The sequence below is a fragment of the Proteobacteria bacterium CG1_02_64_396 genome (assembly GCA_001872725.1).
In the GTDB taxonomy this organism is placed as follows: Bacteria; Pseudomonadota; MNWR01; order CG1-02-64-396; family CG1-02-64-396; genus CG1-02-64-396.
The window spans coordinates 65272-80908 of record MNWR01000081.1; the positions used below are offsets into that span (position 1 = coordinate 65272).

Annotated in this window: 16 protein-coding genes; all 16 read left to right on the top strand. The window is 64.1% G+C overall.

The window, feature by feature from the left end:
- Positions 1-77 precede the first annotated feature (77 nt).
- On the top strand, positions 78-284 hold the full coding sequence (locus AUJ55_09720) for a hypothetical protein (protein ID OIO55925.1): 207 nt from the start codon (positions 78-80) through the stop codon (positions 282-284).
- The gene (locus AUJ55_09725) at positions 281-2134 is read left to right on the top strand and encodes a hypothetical protein (GenBank protein ID OIO55926.1); all 1854 of its coding nucleotides are present in this window, start codon (positions 281-283) and stop codon (positions 2132-2134) included. The genes AUJ55_09720 and AUJ55_09725 overlap by 4 nt, the downstream gene beginning before the upstream one ends.
- Complete coding sequence (locus tag AUJ55_09730; GenBank protein OIO55927.1) at positions 2127-3158, top strand: lipopolysaccharide heptosyltransferase II; 1032 nt, start codon at positions 2127-2129, stop codon at positions 3156-3158. The genes AUJ55_09725 and AUJ55_09730 overlap by 8 nt, the downstream gene beginning before the upstream one ends.
- Positions 3155-3886: a hypothetical protein gene (locus AUJ55_09735; GenBank protein OIO55928.1), complete on the top strand. Its 732-nt coding sequence runs from the start codon at positions 3155-3157 to the stop codon at positions 3884-3886. The genes AUJ55_09730 and AUJ55_09735 overlap by 4 nt, the downstream gene beginning before the upstream one ends.
- A 47-nt stretch (positions 3887-3933) precedes the next feature.
- Entirely contained in the window at positions 3934-5280 is a 1347-nt protein-coding gene (locus AUJ55_09740) for a UDP-glucose 6-dehydrogenase (GenBank protein OIO55964.1), read from the top strand.
- 2 nt (positions 5281-5282) lie between these two features.
- Positions 5283-6224 (top strand): NAD-dependent dehydratase, encoded by a 942-nt coding sequence (locus tag AUJ55_09745; GenBank protein ID OIO55965.1) that lies wholly within the window; start codon positions 5283-5285, stop codon positions 6222-6224.
- Positions 6221-7219, top strand: a complete 999-nt coding sequence (locus AUJ55_09750; GenBank protein ID OIO55929.1) for a hypothetical protein — start codon at positions 6221-6223, stop codon at positions 7217-7219. Before AUJ55_09745 ends, AUJ55_09750 begins: the two co-directional genes overlap by 4 nt.
- Positions 7220-7517: 298 nt before the next feature.
- Complete coding sequence (locus tag AUJ55_09755) at positions 7518-8081, top strand: hypothetical protein (GenBank protein ID OIO55930.1); 564 nt, start codon at positions 7518-7520, stop codon at positions 8079-8081.
- The gene (locus AUJ55_09760) at positions 8069-9049 is read left to right on the top strand and encodes a hypothetical protein (protein OIO55931.1); all 981 of its coding nucleotides are present in this window, start codon (positions 8069-8071) and stop codon (positions 9047-9049) included. Before AUJ55_09755 ends, AUJ55_09760 begins: the two co-directional genes overlap by 13 nt.
- Entirely contained in the window at positions 9046-9849 is an 804-nt protein-coding gene (locus AUJ55_09765; GenBank protein ID OIO55932.1) for a hypothetical protein, read from the top strand. Before AUJ55_09760 ends, AUJ55_09765 begins: the two co-directional genes overlap by 4 nt.
- Positions 9846-10940 carry a hypothetical protein gene (locus tag AUJ55_09770; protein ID OIO55933.1) on the top strand — a complete coding sequence of 365 codons (1095 nt, stop codon included), beginning with the start codon at positions 9846-9848 and terminating at the stop codon, positions 10938-10940. Before AUJ55_09765 ends, AUJ55_09770 begins: the two co-directional genes overlap by 4 nt.
- 2 nt (positions 10941-10942) lie before the next feature.
- Positions 10943-12181 carry a hypothetical protein gene (locus AUJ55_09775; GenBank protein ID OIO55934.1) on the top strand — a complete coding sequence of 413 codons (1239 nt, stop codon included), beginning with the start codon at positions 10943-10945 and terminating at the stop codon, positions 12179-12181.
- Between the two features lie 53 nt (positions 12182-12234).
- On the top strand, positions 12235-13179 hold the full coding sequence (locus AUJ55_09780) for a hypothetical protein (GenBank protein ID OIO55935.1): 945 nt from the start codon (positions 12235-12237) through the stop codon (positions 13177-13179).
- Positions 13180-13181: 2 nt separating this feature from the next.
- Complete coding sequence (locus AUJ55_09785) at positions 13182-14042, top strand: hypothetical protein (protein ID OIO55936.1); 861 nt, start codon at positions 13182-13184, stop codon at positions 14040-14042.
- Positions 14039-14830, top strand: a complete 792-nt coding sequence (locus AUJ55_09790) for a hypothetical protein (protein OIO55937.1) — start codon at positions 14039-14041, stop codon at positions 14828-14830. Before AUJ55_09785 ends, AUJ55_09790 begins: the two co-directional genes overlap by 4 nt.
- On the top strand, positions 14827-15516 hold the full coding sequence (locus AUJ55_09795) for an RNA polymerase sigma factor RpoE (protein OIO55938.1): 690 nt from the start codon (positions 14827-14829) through the stop codon (positions 15514-15516). Before AUJ55_09790 ends, AUJ55_09795 begins: the two co-directional genes overlap by 4 nt.
- Positions 15517-15637 lie beyond the last annotated feature (121 nt).

A 15637-nucleotide genomic window follows, 5' to 3' on the forward strand; every position in this document is an offset into this window, starting at 1 on the left:
CGTGTTGAACCTCGGGCCGAGGGGGCGCGCAGCCTCCTCGGCCTTTTTTGTCGCAACCAGGATGAAAGGGGGCGCCCATGATCGATCGCCATCGCAAGCTCGACGCCCTGTTTCAGGATTTTCCCGAGGCTCGGGAGGTCTTGAGGGAGCACGGCATCAACTGCGCAGAATGTATTGCCGTTTCGATGGATACCCTTGCCGACGTCTTTCGCATGTACAACCTTGACGGCGCTGCCCTCGAACGGGAGATGACCGCCCGCATTCAGGCCCGCACGCGCCCTTGAGCACCCTTCTTCCCCACGCCCCCCTTCCCGTCGACCCCCGCAGCCGCACCCGTGCGGCCAAGCTGGGGCTGCGCACGTTGGCAGACGCCCTGTTCTACCTGCCGCTGCGATACGAGGATTTACGCGCCCCGGTGCCGGTAGCCACTTTGCGCGAGGGGATGGAGGCGTTGGTGCGGGTGCGGGTGTTGCGCCACAAAGAGGGGCAAAAAACGGTGCGGTTGGAGTGTGCCGACCCCGACAGCGGCGCCCCGTTGACGTTGGTTTTCTTCCAGCGCCTGGGTTGGGTACGTAACGCCTTCCATGCCGGAACCATCCTGACCCTTCGGGGTAAGGTGCAGTGGTTTCGAGGTGAGCCTGAGATCGCCCAGCCCGAGATGCTTGATGGGGGAGATCTGGGGAAGATCCGCCCGGTTTACCCCAAGGTGGCCGGGGTGTCGCAGCAGTGGGTCCGTGATTTGATGGCTCGGGTTCTGGAGGCCATCGACGATTGGAATTTGGCGGTTCCCCCCGGCGACACCGCCCCCGGATTGCCGAGCCTGGCGCAAGCGCTGCAAACCCTGCATCGCCCCGACGATTTGCCCTTGTCCGGCGCCGTTTTAGAGGCGCTTAAGGTTTGGGAGATCCGGCAGGTGTTGCAAACACTCAAAGCCCAGTGGGGACGGGCCCCCTCAGGCGCGACCCCCCTGGTCATTGCCGATAAGGCGCTGCAAGCCTGGCGGGAGGGGCGCCCCTTCACCCTGACCCAGGCCCAGGAGCGGGCCATCGCCGAGGTGCGCACCGATCTGGAACAAGAGCGTCCCATGCGCCGCCTGGTGGTGGGCGATGTGGGCTCGGGCAAAACCCAGGTGATTCTGGCCGCCAGTCTCATCGCAGCCCAGGCGGGGGGGCGCAGCGCCGTGATGCTCCCCACCGGCATTTTGGCCGAGCAAATTTTTGAAGAGGTGGCCGCCACCATCCCCGAGGCGGCCTTGATTACCCGCACCGAGGAGCGGGGGGCGCCGCTGGATCGGGCCAAGGTGGTGGTCGGCACCCATGCCCTGCTCCACCGCGACCTGCCCCCTCTCAATCTGGTGGTGATCGACGAGCAACACCGCTTCGGCACCCAGCAGCGCCAGCAGTTGCTGGAACGTCACCCCGGCGCTCACGCCTTGCAGCTGTCGGCCACCCCCATTCCCCGCACCATGGGGCTGTTTCTTTCCCAGGCGTTGAGCCTAAGCGTGATCGACCAGGCGCCGGTGCGGCGTGCCATCGCCACCCAGGTGCTGGCCCGCCATCAGCTGCCGAGCATGTTCGCCCGCATCGAGGCCGAGATCGCCCTGGGTCATCAGGTCTTCGTCATCTACCCCACCATCGAGGGGGGGGAGGAGGATGTGGCCGACCTGAAACGGGGGCACGCTTGGTTTGCCCAGCGTTACCCCGGCCAGGTCGAGATGACCTTCGGACGCGACCCCAACAAGGAGGTGACCCTGCGCCGCATGCGTCGGGAGGAATTCCAAATTTTGGTCACCACCTCGGTGGTTGAGGTGGGGATCAGCCTGCCCAAACTCACCGTGGTCGCCATTTCGGGGGCCGAGCGGATGGGGCTGGCAACCCTGCATCAGCTGCGCGGTCGCTTGGCTCGGGCGGGGCTGCCGGGCTGGTTTTACCTGCACAGCCACACCGATGAAGAGGTGCCCCGTTTGCGGCTGCTTGAAGAGACCCTCGACGGTTTTGCGATTGCCGAACAAGACATGAAGCTGCGCGGTTGGGGCGACCTGATCTCGGGGCTCGACCAAAGCGGGCAGCACCTGCGCTTTTTTAAACCCCAGCAAGATCTGCATCTGCTCGACAAGGTGATCGAACGTGGCTGAAGCCCCCGAGCTGTTGGTGACCGTCCCCTCCTGGGTCGGCGATTGCGTCATGGCGATGCCGGCGTTGCGCCGCGCCATCGACGGCGGTCGGTGGTCCAAGGTGGGGGTGCTCGCTCGTCCCTGGGTCGCCCCTCTGTACAGGTTGGTCCCAGGGGTTGAGGTGGTGGTGATCGACGATGCCAAGGGACGTCATCGGGGGTTGAAGGGCCGGTTGACCTTGGCAAATGAGCTGCGCACCCAAGGGTGGAATACCGCGCTGCTGCTGCGCGGCGCCATCGACGCCGCTTTTGTCGTGTGGTGGGCGCGGATCCCCCACCGGGTAGGACATGGGGGTGAGGGGCGGGGGGTGCTGTTGACCCGATCGTTGCCCCTGACCCGCAAACAGTGGTGGCGGGGGCACCGCGCCAACCACTACCTCGATCTACTCCCCCTGCTTGAGATCGCTCGCCCCCCCTTGGAGCCCGACGGGCGCCCGACTCCGGTGCGCTGGCAACCCGACGCTGCGTTAACCCAGGCTGCCGCCGATTTGTTGGGTCCAGCGACCGGAAGACGGGTCGGCTTTGCCCCCGGCGCCCAGTTTGGCGCCGCCAAGAAATGGGGAGCGGCCCGCTATCGGGCGGTGGCCGAGGCGTTGCTTGCCCAGGGGATCGAGGTCCATCTGTTTGGATCTCGCGACGACCAAGCCGAATGTGCGGCCGTCGCCCAGGGGCTGACTGGGGTGCGCGACTGGTCGGGCAAAACCGACCTGGCCACTGCGATTGCCTTGATTGGGGCGATGGAGGGGTTCGTGGCCAACGATTCGGGGCTGATGCATGTGGCGGCCGCCTGGGGCATGCCGGTGGTGGCGATTTTTGGATCGACCCGGCCCGACTCGACCTCGCCGCTGGGACGGGCCGAAATCCTGATGCATCCGGTCGCATGCGCCCCCTGTTTGCAGCGCGAATGTCGGGTGCCGGGGCAACCCTGCATGGCGGCGGTCGACCCCGACGAGGTGCTGGCCGCCCTGATGCGGGCGTTGGGATGAGGGCCATTGGACTGGCGCTGGGGCTGCTGTTGGGGGCGAGCGCCTGGGCCGACCCCTCACCCCTGGCGGGGGAGCGGCTGATTTTTGATCTGCACTACCTGGGGGTTCCGGCGGGGGTGGCCGAGATGCGGGTCGAGCCGGTCGACGCCGACGGGGCGACCGCGGTGGTGATCGAGGCCCGCTCCGCCGACTGGTTCAATTGGCTCTATCGGGTGCGTGACACCATCGTCAGCACCACCATCTGGGGGGAGAAGGGGCTGCGCTCTCGGCGCTACAGCGTCGACTCAAAAGAGGGAAGCTACCGCAATTATAAAGAGCTGGTTTTCTCGTCCGACCAAGTCGTCGAGACCAACCCGAAAGAGACGCTCACCTTCCCAATTCCCCGACCCGCCCTCGACGCCGTCGACGGTTTCTACGCCCTGCGGATGGTGCCACTGAAGGTGGGGCAAACGGTCACCTTCCCGCTGTTCGACTCGCGCATCTTTTACGATTTAGAGATCGAGGTGGAGCGGCGCGAGGTGCGTAAAACCCCGTTCGGCCCCCAAACCCCCTGCGTGGTGGTGTTTCCCCGGCTCAAAAGCGAGGGAATTTTTCAGCGCAAGGGGGAGATGCGCATCTGGTTGACCGACGATGCCCGCCACATCCCGGTGCGGATGGAATCGAAGATCGCCATTGGCGCAGTGGTTGCAGAGTTGAGGCCCGACGGGTACCGTCCGCCCTTCCCGTAATTGAGGTTTTTCCTGCCTTTTTTCCCCCCAGGATATCGCTGATGAGCATGCGTATCGCCGTGGTCGGCACCGGCTATGTGGGCTTGGTGACCGGCACCTGCTTGGCCGATTTGGGCCACCGTGTCGCCTGCATCGACATCGACCCCCGCAAGATCGAGGGGCTCAAACAGGGGCAAATCCCCATTTACGAACCCGGTTTGGATGATCTGGTCCGGCGCAACGCCAAGGCTGGCCGCTTGAGCTTCACCACCGATTATGAAGAGGGACTCACCGGGGCCGAGGTCGTCTTCATTGCGGTGGGTACCCCCCCCGGAGAAGACGGTTCAGCCGACCTGCAATACGTGCTGGCGGTGGCCAAGAAGATCGCCGAGGTGATCGACCACGACGCGGTGATTGTTGACAAATCGACCGTACCGGTGGGGACCGCCGATCAGGTGCGGGCGGTGCTGACCCAAACCCTGGAGGCGAGGGATTCCAGCCTCAGCCTCACCGTGGTCAGCAACCCCGAGTTTCTCAAAGAGGGGGCGGCGGTTGAGGACTTCATGCGCCCCGACCGGGTGGTGGTGGGGGCCGATGAGCCCGAATCGCGCTTGGTCATGGAGCGGCTCTACGCCCCCTTGGTGCGCAACGGCCATCCGGTGTTGGTGATGGATGTGCGCAGCGCCGAGATGACCAAATACGCCGCCAACGCCATGCTCGCCACCCGCATCAGTTTCATGAACGAAATCGCCCTTCTCTGCGAGCGGCTGGGGGCCGATGTCGAGATGGTGCGCCGCGGCATCGGCACCGACCGGCGTATCGGCATGCCCTTCCTCTATGCCGGAGTCGGTTACGGCGGCTCGTGCTTTCCCAAAGATGTGCAGGCGCTGGTCCACATGATGAGTGACGCTGGTCTGCCCGGTGCGGTGGTCAACGCGGTCGAGGCGGCCAACAAGGCGCAGCGGCAATGGTTCATCGAGCGCATCGCCGTCACCCTGGAATCGCTGCACGGCAAGAAAATCGCGGTGTGGGGACTGGCGTTCAAACCCAACACCGACGACCTACGCGAAGCCCCCGCCTTCGACGTCATCCGCGCCCTGCTCGACGGTGGCGCGCAGGTTGCCGCCTACGATCCGGTGGCGGTCCCCGGTTTTCGCCGCGAGGGGTTCGAGCACCCCAATCTCACCCTGGTCGAAGAGGAGGGTTACGCCGCGCTGGAGTCTGCCGACGCCCTGGTGCTGCTGACCGAGTGGAAAGAGTTCCAAGTTCCCGACCGCGACCGCATGGCGGCCTTGATGAACGACAAACTCGTCTTCGATGGGCGCAACCAGTACGACCCCTGGGAGTGGGCAGCCGAGGGTTGGCGGGTACTTGGCATCGGTCGTCCGCAAATTGAACCGGAGTTTTTGCCGTGAGCTTGAATGTATTGGTCACCGGCGGCGCCGGGTTTCTTGGCTCCAACCTGATCGACCGCCTGCTGGCCCAGAGGCACAAAGTCACCGTGCTCGACAATCTGCAAACCGGGCGACTTGAAAACCTGGCTCACCTGCCCGAGGGGGCGATCCGCTTCATTCAAGGCGATGTGCGCGATCCGTTCCCCGAGCCGGAGCAAGGGGCGTGGGGGCAGATTTACCATCTGGCCTGCCCCGCCAGCCCCCCCCGCTATCAGGCCGATCCGGTCGGCACCTTCTTGATCGCCGCCATCGGCACCCTCAACGCCCTTGAGGCGGCGACCAAGGCCGGGTGCCGGGTGCTGATCGCCTCGACCTCCGAGGTCTACGGCGATCCCGAGGTCCATCCCCAAACCGAGTCCTACCGGGGGGCGGTCAATCCCATCGGTCCGCGTGCCTGTTACGACGAGGGCAAGCGGGGGGGGGAGACCTTGGCCTTCGATTACCACCGCGCCCGCGGCACCGACATCGCCGTGGTGCGGATCTTCAACACCTACGGCCCGCGCATGGATCCCGCCGACGGACGGGTGGTGAGCAACTTCATCGTGCAGGCGCTCAAGGGCGAGCCGATCACCCTGTACGGTGGCGGTACCCAGAGCCGGTCGTTCTGCTACGTCGACGATCTGGTCGAGGGTTTGCTGCGGATGATGGCGACCCCCGGTTTTACCGGTCCGGTGAACCTGGGCAATCCCAACGAATTTACCGTCAAGGAGCTGGCCGAGGTCATCGGACGGGTGTTGGGCAAGGAGCTGACCTTCGAGGATCGCCCCCTGCCTCAGGACGATCCCTTGCAACGCCAGCCGGTGATCGCGGTGGCCGCCGAAAAGCTCGGTTGGGCCCCCACCGTGCAGTTGGAGGAGGGAATCTCCCGCGCTGCCGCCTGGTTTCAGGAGAGCCTGAAGCTGTGAATCCCTCGGTCGGGGGAGACAAAGGGCCAAGGATTTTGGTGATTCGATGCGGCGCGGTGGGTGATACCGTCATGGCCACCTGCGTCATCGATCCCATTTTGGCCCGGTTTCCCGACGCCCAAATCGAATGGCTGGCGACCCCCGGTTCGGCTGCGTTGTTTAAGCACGATCCCCGCATGACCCAGGTCCACCTGCTGCGCCACCGCAAATTCCCCACTTGGCTCACCAAGACCAAACGCGAACTGGTGCGCAGCAGCCGCAAGCGCCCCTTCGATTGGATCGTCAACCTTGAAGTTGCCCGTTTTCTGCGCCCCTTCGTCTCGGCGCTGAAGTGCCGCCATCTGATCGGCTTCAACGACGCCCTACCCTGGCAAGACATCCACGGGGTCGACAACCATCGCCGGGTGCTGGCCGCCGGGGGATTCGACCTTGAGCTGGCCTACCCGAGTTTGCGGGGGATCGCTCCGAGCATCACGTTGCCCCCCCGTTTCGTGGTGCTCCATCCCGGCAACAGCCATGCGGTGGGTCGTGGCCGCCTGAACATCCGGGCCTGGCCCGAGGAGCGGTGGCGGGCACTACTCTTGGCGCTACACAGCAAGGGGATCGCAGTGGCGGTGACCGGGGCTCCGACAGAGGCGGAGTTGGTACGGAAGGTGGCCGGTCGGGAGGGAATCGACTTGGCGGGGCGGACCACGCTACCCGAGTTGATCGACGTGGTAGGGCGTGCGGTTGTGTTTGTTTCGAGCGATACCGGGCCGATCCACATCGCCGCCGCGACCGGCGTTCCCATCTTGGGGCTGTATGGTCCGACCCGTCCGAGTCAGACCCGCCCCTATGGCCGGGAGGGGCAGGTGCTTTTGTTGCATAGCGACCGCCCCTGCATCCCCTGTTATGGCACCCCCCAGCAAATAAGCTGCGCCGACAATCTGTGTATGAGCGACCTTGGGGTTGATCTGGTGCTTGAGCGGGTTCTGGAGCGATGGGACGGGCGGTAGCAGCGCGGCATTGATGTCGGAACAATGGGCCGCATAGTCTAAAGCAGGAACGTCGGTGACTGATTTTGGCAGCCCATCCCTGGTCTGCTCGGAGGCGCTGGATAAATCAGCGCCTCCTGAGAGATCCCCGGTTATCAAGGTCCGGGCGATTACCTGTTTGCCCATCCCGACCGGGTCGATCCGGCCCTGCTTCCGGTCATGCAATAACGGGGCGGGTTGTCGGAAAACCCTGGTTGGTGGGATGGCCCCCTCTCCCAAATACTGTGACACCCCCCTTTTTTCAGATGGGAACCGGTTTATGAACAAGGTTGGCTCCACCCGTGAACGGTACCGCACCGGGATTTTCGGTTTTGTTGTTTTGACCGCAGTGCTGTTTTCAAGGCCCGCCCCGGAGGGGATTGCCCTGGGCACCATGTTGGTGTTGCTCGGGTTGGTGATTCGGACCTGGTCGGTAGGCTACGAGGATCGGGGCAATCACCTGTGCACCCTGGGCCCCTATTCCATGACCCGTCATCCGGTGGTGGTGGGCAACATCGCCCTGACGCTCGGGGTGGCCATTGCGACCTCGACTTGGTATATGGCCCTTGGTGTGCTGCTTGCCGGTGGATGGGTCTATCGGCAAATGGTCGCCACCCGAGAGGCCGAGCTGAAGGAACGGTTCGGGGCCGCTTATGACCGCTGGGCGGAGGAGACCCCTCTGCTGTGGCCCAGTGTGGCTAACTTGACCTTGGCCCGAGGCACCTTTTCTTGGAAGCGGATCTTTGCCCGGGAGGAGTGGCTGGTCTGGGTGGGGATGCTGGGGCTGATCGTCGTCCTTTGGTGGATCTTCTTTTTGCAGGCCAGCGGTCGGTGGTGGTTTTGAGCGATTCGGCGCCCGCTTGGTTGATCGCCCGTCCCGACAAGATCGGCGACTTGATGTGCGCCACCCCGGTCTTCCGGGCCATTCGGGCGCAGCGCCCCGAGGTGCACATCGCAGCCCTGGTCAGCGATTACGCCGCCCCGGTGTTGCAAGGCAGCCCCTTTGTCGATGAGGTGATCGCAGTGCCGAGGGGGGGGGGCTTCGGCTGGCAGGCCATCGGCGAATTGTCCGCCCGTTTGCGCGGGAGGTTCGAGGTGGCGGTCAGCCTTTATGCCACCCCACCGCTTTCGGCGGCGCTGTGGCGGGCCGCGATCCCCGAACGAATCGCCCCGGCCAGTCGCTGGGTGCAGGTGTTCTACAACCAAACGGTGACGCAGCGCCGTTCCCGCTCCGACCGCCATGAGGCGGTTTACAACCTGGAGCTGTTCGCCCCGGTGGGGATCGAGACACCCGCAGCGATTCGGGGCGACCTCTGGGTGAGCGAAGCCGAGCGGGTCGAGGGGGCGGCGTTGTTGCATGGGGCGGGCAGCCGCCCTGGTGCGGTGGGGATTTTGCCCGCCATGGGGGGCTCGGCTGCCGCTTGGCCCGAGGAGCGCTACGTGGCGCTGGCGTGCGCCTTGCTCAAACGGGGTCTCCCGGCGGTGGTGATTGCCGATCCGGCCCAGATCGAGGCGGTGAAGGGGCGGTTTGGATCCGAAACGCCGGTGGTTGCCGCCCCCGATCTTCGCCGCCTTGGTGGCGTACTCGCCAACCTGAGAACCCTGGTGGGGGGCTCGACCGGGCCGCTGCATATGGCGGCGGGGGCGGGGACCGCCGTGGTTGGCCTCTACCCGAGCTTCCCCCCCAGTCAGACCGCGACTCGCTGGGGCCCTTTGGGGGAGGGGCACTGCGTATTGTCCCCTGCGGTTGGGGAGGGGATGGAAACCATCGGGGTCGAGGCGGTTGTGGCCGCTGTGGAGGCAATGCCATGAGCAAGATGCCGATTTCGGTGGCGATTATCGCCATGAACGAAGAGGAGAAAATCGACGAATGTCTCGCCTCGGTCGCTTGGGCTGAGGAGATCGTCGTTGTCGATTCAGGTTCGACCGACCGCACCTTAGAAATCGCCCGTACCTATACCGACCGGGTGGTCCACCGCGATTGGAGCGGTCACATCGACCAGAAGAACTACGCGCTATCACTGTGCAGCCACGACTGGGTGCTGTCGTTGGATGCCGACGAACGGGTTGGCCCCGAACTGCGCGAGGCGTTGCTACAGCTGCGCGAGCAGGGTCCCGGCGATTTTCAAGGGTTCGAATTCAACCGCGTCACCTGGTACCTGACCCGCTGGATCCGCCATGGGGAGTGGTATCCCGACCCGAAATTACGTCTGGTGCGTCAAGATGTGGCCCGGTGGGAGGGGACCAATCCCCACGACCGCCTCGTGGTCGAGGGAAAGGTCGGGCGGCTTGAGGGAGACCTGTACCACCAGTCGTTTTCCAACATCGAGGAACATCTCGATACGATTCAGAGTTTTTCGTCGATCGCGGCGCGTGAGGCGATTGCCCGGGGTCGGGATGCCACCGTTTTTACCATGCTGGGGCACGGCCTGTTCGCGGTGTTTCGGTATTACGTGTTGCAGCAGGGATTTCGGGACGGCATCCCCGGCGTCATCATCGCGGTGCTGTCGGGCTGCGCCGCGTTTACCAAATATGCCAAAATTTGGGCCTATCGGCGGGCATCCCAAGGGGTGATGCCCCAAGAAAAGGGCGGTTCGGGAGTCGAGCAGTGAAAATCTTGCAGGTCTGCCCCAGCCCCGCTTGGGGGGGGCTGGAACATTACCCCATGCGGGTGTTAACCCCGGCGCTCAAGGGGCGGGGGCATGAGGTCCACTGGTTGGTTCGTCCCGGCACCCCCCTTGAAGGGGCAGCCAGCGATCAGGGCGAAACCACCTTCTTGCTCCCCTCGGGCTATGCCAACTATTCCCCCGCCAACATCAAAATGGTGCGCAGGCTGTGCCGCGAACACCGCTACGACATGGTGGTGGTTCATCGCCCCAAAGATGTCTACCTGCTCTCTGCGGTCGAGGGTGGGCAGCGGGTGCTGTTCAGACACATGAACCCCGGCACCAAGGATCGACGCACCCTGTTCCATCGCTGGGTGTATCGCTTTGTCGACCGGATGCTCTGCACCACGCAGTTGATGAAAACCATGACCGTGGCCACCTACCCCATCGCGGCCGAAAGGGTCGAGGTGGTCCCCTATGGGGTCGATCCCCTCCGTTTTCAGGTCGATCCCCAAGCCATCGCCCGGGTGAGAAACGACTGGGGGGTGGACGAGGGGCAGCCGGTCGCCGGGATCATCGGTCGTCTCGATCCCCAAAAAGGGCAGGATGTGTTTGTCGCCGCCGCCGCCCAGGTTTTGCAGCAGCTCCCCGAGGCCCGCTTTGTCATCGTGGGGGAGGAGACCAAAGGGGAGGAGGGTTTCGGCGCTCAGGTCCATCGTCAGGTCGCGTCGCTCGGCTTGCAGGATCGCATCCTGTTTCGCCCCTTCGCCCGCGATGTCGCGCCGCTGATGGCGGCCCTCGATGTTTTCGTCTTGGCGACCCACTGCGAGACCTTTGGCATTGTGCTCATCGAGGCGATGGCGGCGGGGACGGCGGTGGTCGCCACCGATTGCGGCGGCCCCCCCGAGGTGCTCGGCGATGCCGGGGTGCTGGTCCCCCCCCAAGATGTTCGGGCGCTGGCCGATGCTTTGATGAATCTGCTTGCCGACCCGGTAGGGCGCCAAAATCTGGCCCTGCGGGGAAGGGGGCGGGCCCATGAACGTTTTGCATTAGAGCGCACCGTCGACTTGTTTCTTTCGACCTCGGGGGATTGCTGAGCATGAACGGTTTGGCCACCTCGATGGCGATTCCTGAGGGGGTCTCCCCTAAATTAATCCGCTGGGCAGGGGTTGCGGCTGTTTGCCTGGGGGTCGCGATGCCCATTGGGATCGCCCCCATCAGCTGGGCGGGGGTTCCCCTGACGTTGATGATGATCGCCCTGTGGCGCCGCGGGGTGCACCCCGCCCCTTTCTGGCCCAAAGCCTGGGCGGGGTTTGTCGGGGCGGCTGTGGTGGTGTTTGTGTTCGCCTCGAACTGGAAGCAGGGGTGGAACCCTTTCCACGGGTTCGGATTTTTGGTCTATGCCTATGCCCTGTGGACCTTGCTGAATGTCGCCCCCGAGTGGGGTGAGCGCACCGCCAAGGGGTTCGTCTATTCCTGTACGGCGGTGGCCGTGTTGGTTGTGGTCCAGGCGATGGGGCTGCTCGATTTCATTGCCGGGTGGTTGTGGGGGGAGGGGAGTGGTCGGGCTGGGCTGTTCACCAATCCTATTTTGACCGCCGAGCTGTTGTTGCTGGCCCTGATTACGGGGTGGTTTAACCGTCAGAATAAACGGTGGTGGTTGATCAATCTGGCACTGTTGGCCGGAATCGTAGCGACCGGTACCCGTGGCGTTTGGGTGGCAACCTTGGTGGTGTTGCCTATTTTAGCCACGACATATTGGCGTGGTTGGCGAGCTTGGGCGGGGAGCGCAGCGTTGCTGGCAATGTTTGCCGGGATGGTGGCTGTGAGCCCCATGGGGCAAGAGCGCATTTCGCTGATGCTGGCCGAGTTGCAGGAGGATCAAAGCATCAACCGCCAGAGGATGATGGAGGATGGGGTCGACAACAGTTCGATGACCCGGATTTACCTTTGGCAGGGCGCGTGGATCCTATGGAAGGAGCACCCCCTGCTTGGAGTTGGTTTTGGTGCTTTCCCCGAGAAGGTGCAGGCCTTGTCGGATCGAGGCGAGATCGGCCCCATCCTGGTTAATGTCCATGCCCACAATGTGGTACTGCATTGGTTGGCAGCTCAGGGTGCAGTAGGGGCTCTGGCTCTACTCTTTCTCTTCGCTCAACCCTGGTTGGCGGCCCCCTCCTGGCGCCATCCCGGCACGCCATGGACCCAAGCCCGGCTGGTGATGTTGGCAACCCTGATGACCGGGATGACCGAGGTCAACCTGGGTTGGGATGCCATGATGACCGCTTTTAGTGTCTGTCTGGTGTTGGCCATGGCCCCCCCGATGGGCTCGAAAACGTAGCCACAGTTTCCGGCACGCTGGTTCAACCCTTTTTGCGATTGTGTAGGTACCTCATGAGTCGACAACCCGCCATTTTGGTCTTCGGCGATCTGATGTTGGACGAATTTATCCGGGGCCGGGTGCGCCGGATCTCCCCCGAGGCGCCGGTCCCCGTGCTTGAGGTCGAGGAGGAACATTGGGTTCTGGGCGGTGCGGGCAACGTGGTCAACAATTTGGTTGCCCTGGGGGCCAAGGTGGGGGTGGTTGGGGTGGTCGGCGACGACACCTTCGGTCGTCTGCTCAACGAAACCCTTGAAGAAAAAGGGGTCGACACCCGTGGACTGGTGGTCGATCTCACCCGCCCCACCATCCGCAAAACCCGGGTGATCGCCCATCACCAGCAGGTGGTGCGGGTCGACCGCGAATCCAAAGCGCCGCTCAGCGATCGGGTACGGGGCGATTTGGTCGAGCAGCTCACCGCCATGGCCGACGGCTGGGATGCGGTGATCGTTTCCGATTACGGCAAAGGGGTGATCGAAAAACAGAGTCTGCCCGCCATCATCGCTGCCTTCCGCGCTCAGGGGGCCATCGTCGCCATCGATCCCAAGCCGCAAAACATGGCTGCCTACCTCGGGGCGACCTTCCTGACCCCCAACCATTTTGAGGCGGGGCAGATGGCGGGGGTCGAGATGGAAAACGACGCCGAGGTCGAGCAACAGGGGATGGCGCTGCGGAAGACCCTTCAATGCGACGATCTGCTCATCACCCGTGGCGAACGGGGTATGAGCCTGCTGCTGGACGACGGCATCCACCACCTGCCCACCGTGGCGCAAGAGGTCTTCGATGTCACCGGCGCCGGCGATACGGTGATCTCGGTGATGACCTACTTCTTGGCCCAAGGAAAATCCCCCCTTGAGGCGGCGCGGCTGGCCAACATTGCGGGCGGCATCGTGGTCGGCAAACTCGGCACCGCTACCGTGACGGTCGACGAAATCATGGCCCACGAAAGCGCCTCTTAAACGTGCCATCCCCCGAGTTACAACCGATTCTGAGCACCGGCAGCGGCAATCTGTTGACCTGGATCCACCGTTTGCGCTTTCGCCGCGCCTTTACGGGGGTGCGGGCGACCCAAGGGCCAGGCGACGTAAGCCGCTTCGTGCAGCAGAGTCCGGGGCCAGTGTTGCTGGCAGGTGGGGATGGATCGCTACGCGAGGCGTTGACCGCCGCCCGCCCCGACCAACCGGTTGCGTTTTTTCCCGCCGGTACCGCTTCGGTCGCCCGTTGGGATCTCGGTTATGGCCGCACCGTGAGCGGCTGGCGCCACTGGCGCACCCGACCGATGCACCTGGGCTGGATCGAGCAGGGGGGGCAGGTGTGCGACGGATTCGTGATGATGCTCTCCGCTGGTCCCGACGCCGCCGCCGTGGCGGGAGTCTCTAAAAACCTCAAGCGCTGGTCGGGACCGTTGGCCTATTTGACGGCGATGATTCGGGCGCTGCTGGCCCCCATGGGGGCGATCCGGGTGATCCTTCCCGATGGGGAGGAGCGGATGACCCCCCAAGTGATCGTTCAGAAAATCGCCCATTACGGCGGCCCCTTTCCGGTGGCGCCGGGTCGCAGCTCGGCGGGGATTGGATTTGCGGTGTTGGTATGGCGGGGCAGGGGGGCGTGGTCGGTGTTGCTGGGATTCATCGCCCTGTTTTTGCGCCTGCCCTTTTGGCGCCATTGGGTGGAGCGGATCGACACCGACGGGCCGGTACGGCTTGAAGCGGTTGCCGGAGCGGTGGCCGTGCAGATCGACGGCGATCCTGCCCCGCCCCTGCCTTTGACGGTGGTGGATGGTCCGCCCCGCACCCTGGCTTACCCGGTGGGGGGGGCATGAAAGACAACAACTGCAACGCCGATGTTTTGGTGGTTCTTCCGGCGCGGCGCCGCTCCACCCGCCTGCCCGACAAACCGCTGCTCGACATCCACGGTCAACCGATGATTGTCCATACTTGGCGGCGCGCCATGGCAGCCCAGGTGGGGGCGGTGGTGGTGGCGACCGACGATCCCGACATTGCCGCAGCGGTTCGGGCGGTGGGGGGGGAGGCGGTGATGACCCGGGCCGATCACGTCAGTGGCTCCGACCGGGTCGCCGAGGTGGCGCGGGGGCGATCCGAAAGCTGGATTGTGAATTTGCAGGGTGATGAACCTTTGTTCGATCCGGCAATCTTGGGGCGGGTCCTCGAACCGTTGCGGGCCGACGCCGCGTTGGGCATGGCGACCCTGGCCCACCCTCTGCACGAGTGGTCCGACATCGTTAATCCCAATGTGGTGAAGGTGGTCTGTTCGGCGCTGGGACGCGCTCTGTATTTCAGCCGGGCGCCGATCCCCTTCGACCGAGACAGCTGGGGTCACCACCTGCCTCGACGCGACGAACCGGTTTCGGATTTTCCCCCGATGCTTCGCCATATTGGCGTTTACGCGTATCGTCGGGATTTCCTGCTCGAATGGACCACCTGGCCCGAGGGGCGGTTGGAACGGCTGGAGCGGCTGGAGCAGCTGCGGGTATTGGAAGCGGGGCACCCCATCGGGGTAGCCGTGGTCGACCATGGCCCCGTCGGGGTCGACACCTGGGACGACCTGGAACGTGTGCGCCAATTGTTGGCGCGAGAGGGGGGGCTTTGATCGAGAACGAAGATCGTGTGGTCGACGCAGCCCGTCAGGGTAATGCCAAAGCCTTCGAGTTGCTGGTGATAACCTATCAGGGGCGGATTCGCGCCCTGCTGTCGCGCTGGGTGCGCAACGCCGCCGAGGTCGACGAGCTGTCGCAAGAGGTCTTCTTGCGCGCCTATCGGGGGCTACCCAACTTCCGGGGCGATTCGAGCTTTTTTACCTGGATCTACCGCATCGCCATCAATCTGGCCAAGAACCACCTGCAAACCCAGAAGCGGCGTCCGCAGATTGCCGATGTCGAAATCGCCGACGCCGAGCAATTCGATTTTGCCCCCGACCTGCGCACCAACGAAACCCCGGAGCGGACCCATCTGCGTCGGGAGCTTTTGGATCAGCTCGAAGAGGCGGTCGAGGCGCTGCCCGAGGTGCTGCGTCGGGCGGTGGAGCTGCGCGAGCTCGACGGCAAGAGTTACGAGGAGATCGCCGAGATCCTCGATTGCCCCATCGGGACGGTGCGTTCCCGACTGTTCCGGGGACGGCAAGAGATCGAGCGGCGCATGCGCCCCTATCTGCAAAAAGGGCAGGCGGGGGAGCGCGATGCCGATCTCAAACGGGGGCAGTACCGGCAGCAACATGGTCACCATGAGGATCAAGAGCATCGAGAACGGGCCGTCGAAGAGGTGCTCGACCATTCCTGAAAAAAAATACGGAATTTGATGCAACCTTTTCGCGGGGTGCCTCTCTATCGCTCCCAAGCAAGCCCCAGAGGGGCAAAAAAGTCAGTAAATAAAGGGTGTTTGAACACCCGAGGTCTTCAAC

Excerpts from the sequence above, each read along its gene's own strand:
- AUJ55_09720 (OIO55925.1), top strand. The coding sequence starts at position 78 with ATGATCGATCGCCATCGCAAGCTCGACGCCCTGTTTCAGGATTTTCCC.
- AUJ55_09735 (OIO55928.1), top strand. The coding sequence starts at position 3,155 with ATGAGGGCCATTGGACTGGCGCTGGGGCTGCTGTTGGGGGCGAGCGCC.
- AUJ55_09740 (OIO55964.1), top strand. The coding sequence starts at position 3,934 with ATGCGTATCGCCGTGGTCGGCACCGGCTATGTGGGCTTGGTGACCGGC.
- AUJ55_09755 (OIO55930.1), top strand. The coding sequence starts at position 7,518 with ATGAACAAGGTTGGCTCCACCCGTGAACGGTACCGCACCGGGATTTTC.
- AUJ55_09765 (OIO55932.1), top strand. The coding sequence starts at position 9,046 with ATGAGCAAGATGCCGATTTCGGTGGCGATTATCGCCATGAACGAAGAG.
- AUJ55_09775 (OIO55934.1), top strand. The coding sequence starts at position 10,943 with ATGAACGGTTTGGCCACCTCGATGGCGATTCCTGAGGGGGTCTCCCCT.
- AUJ55_09780 (OIO55935.1), top strand. The coding sequence starts at position 12,235 with ATGAGTCGACAACCCGCCATTTTGGTCTTCGGCGATCTGATGTTGGAC.
- AUJ55_09790 (OIO55937.1), top strand. The coding sequence starts at position 14,039 with ATGAAAGACAACAACTGCAACGCCGATGTTTTGGTGGTTCTTCCGGCG.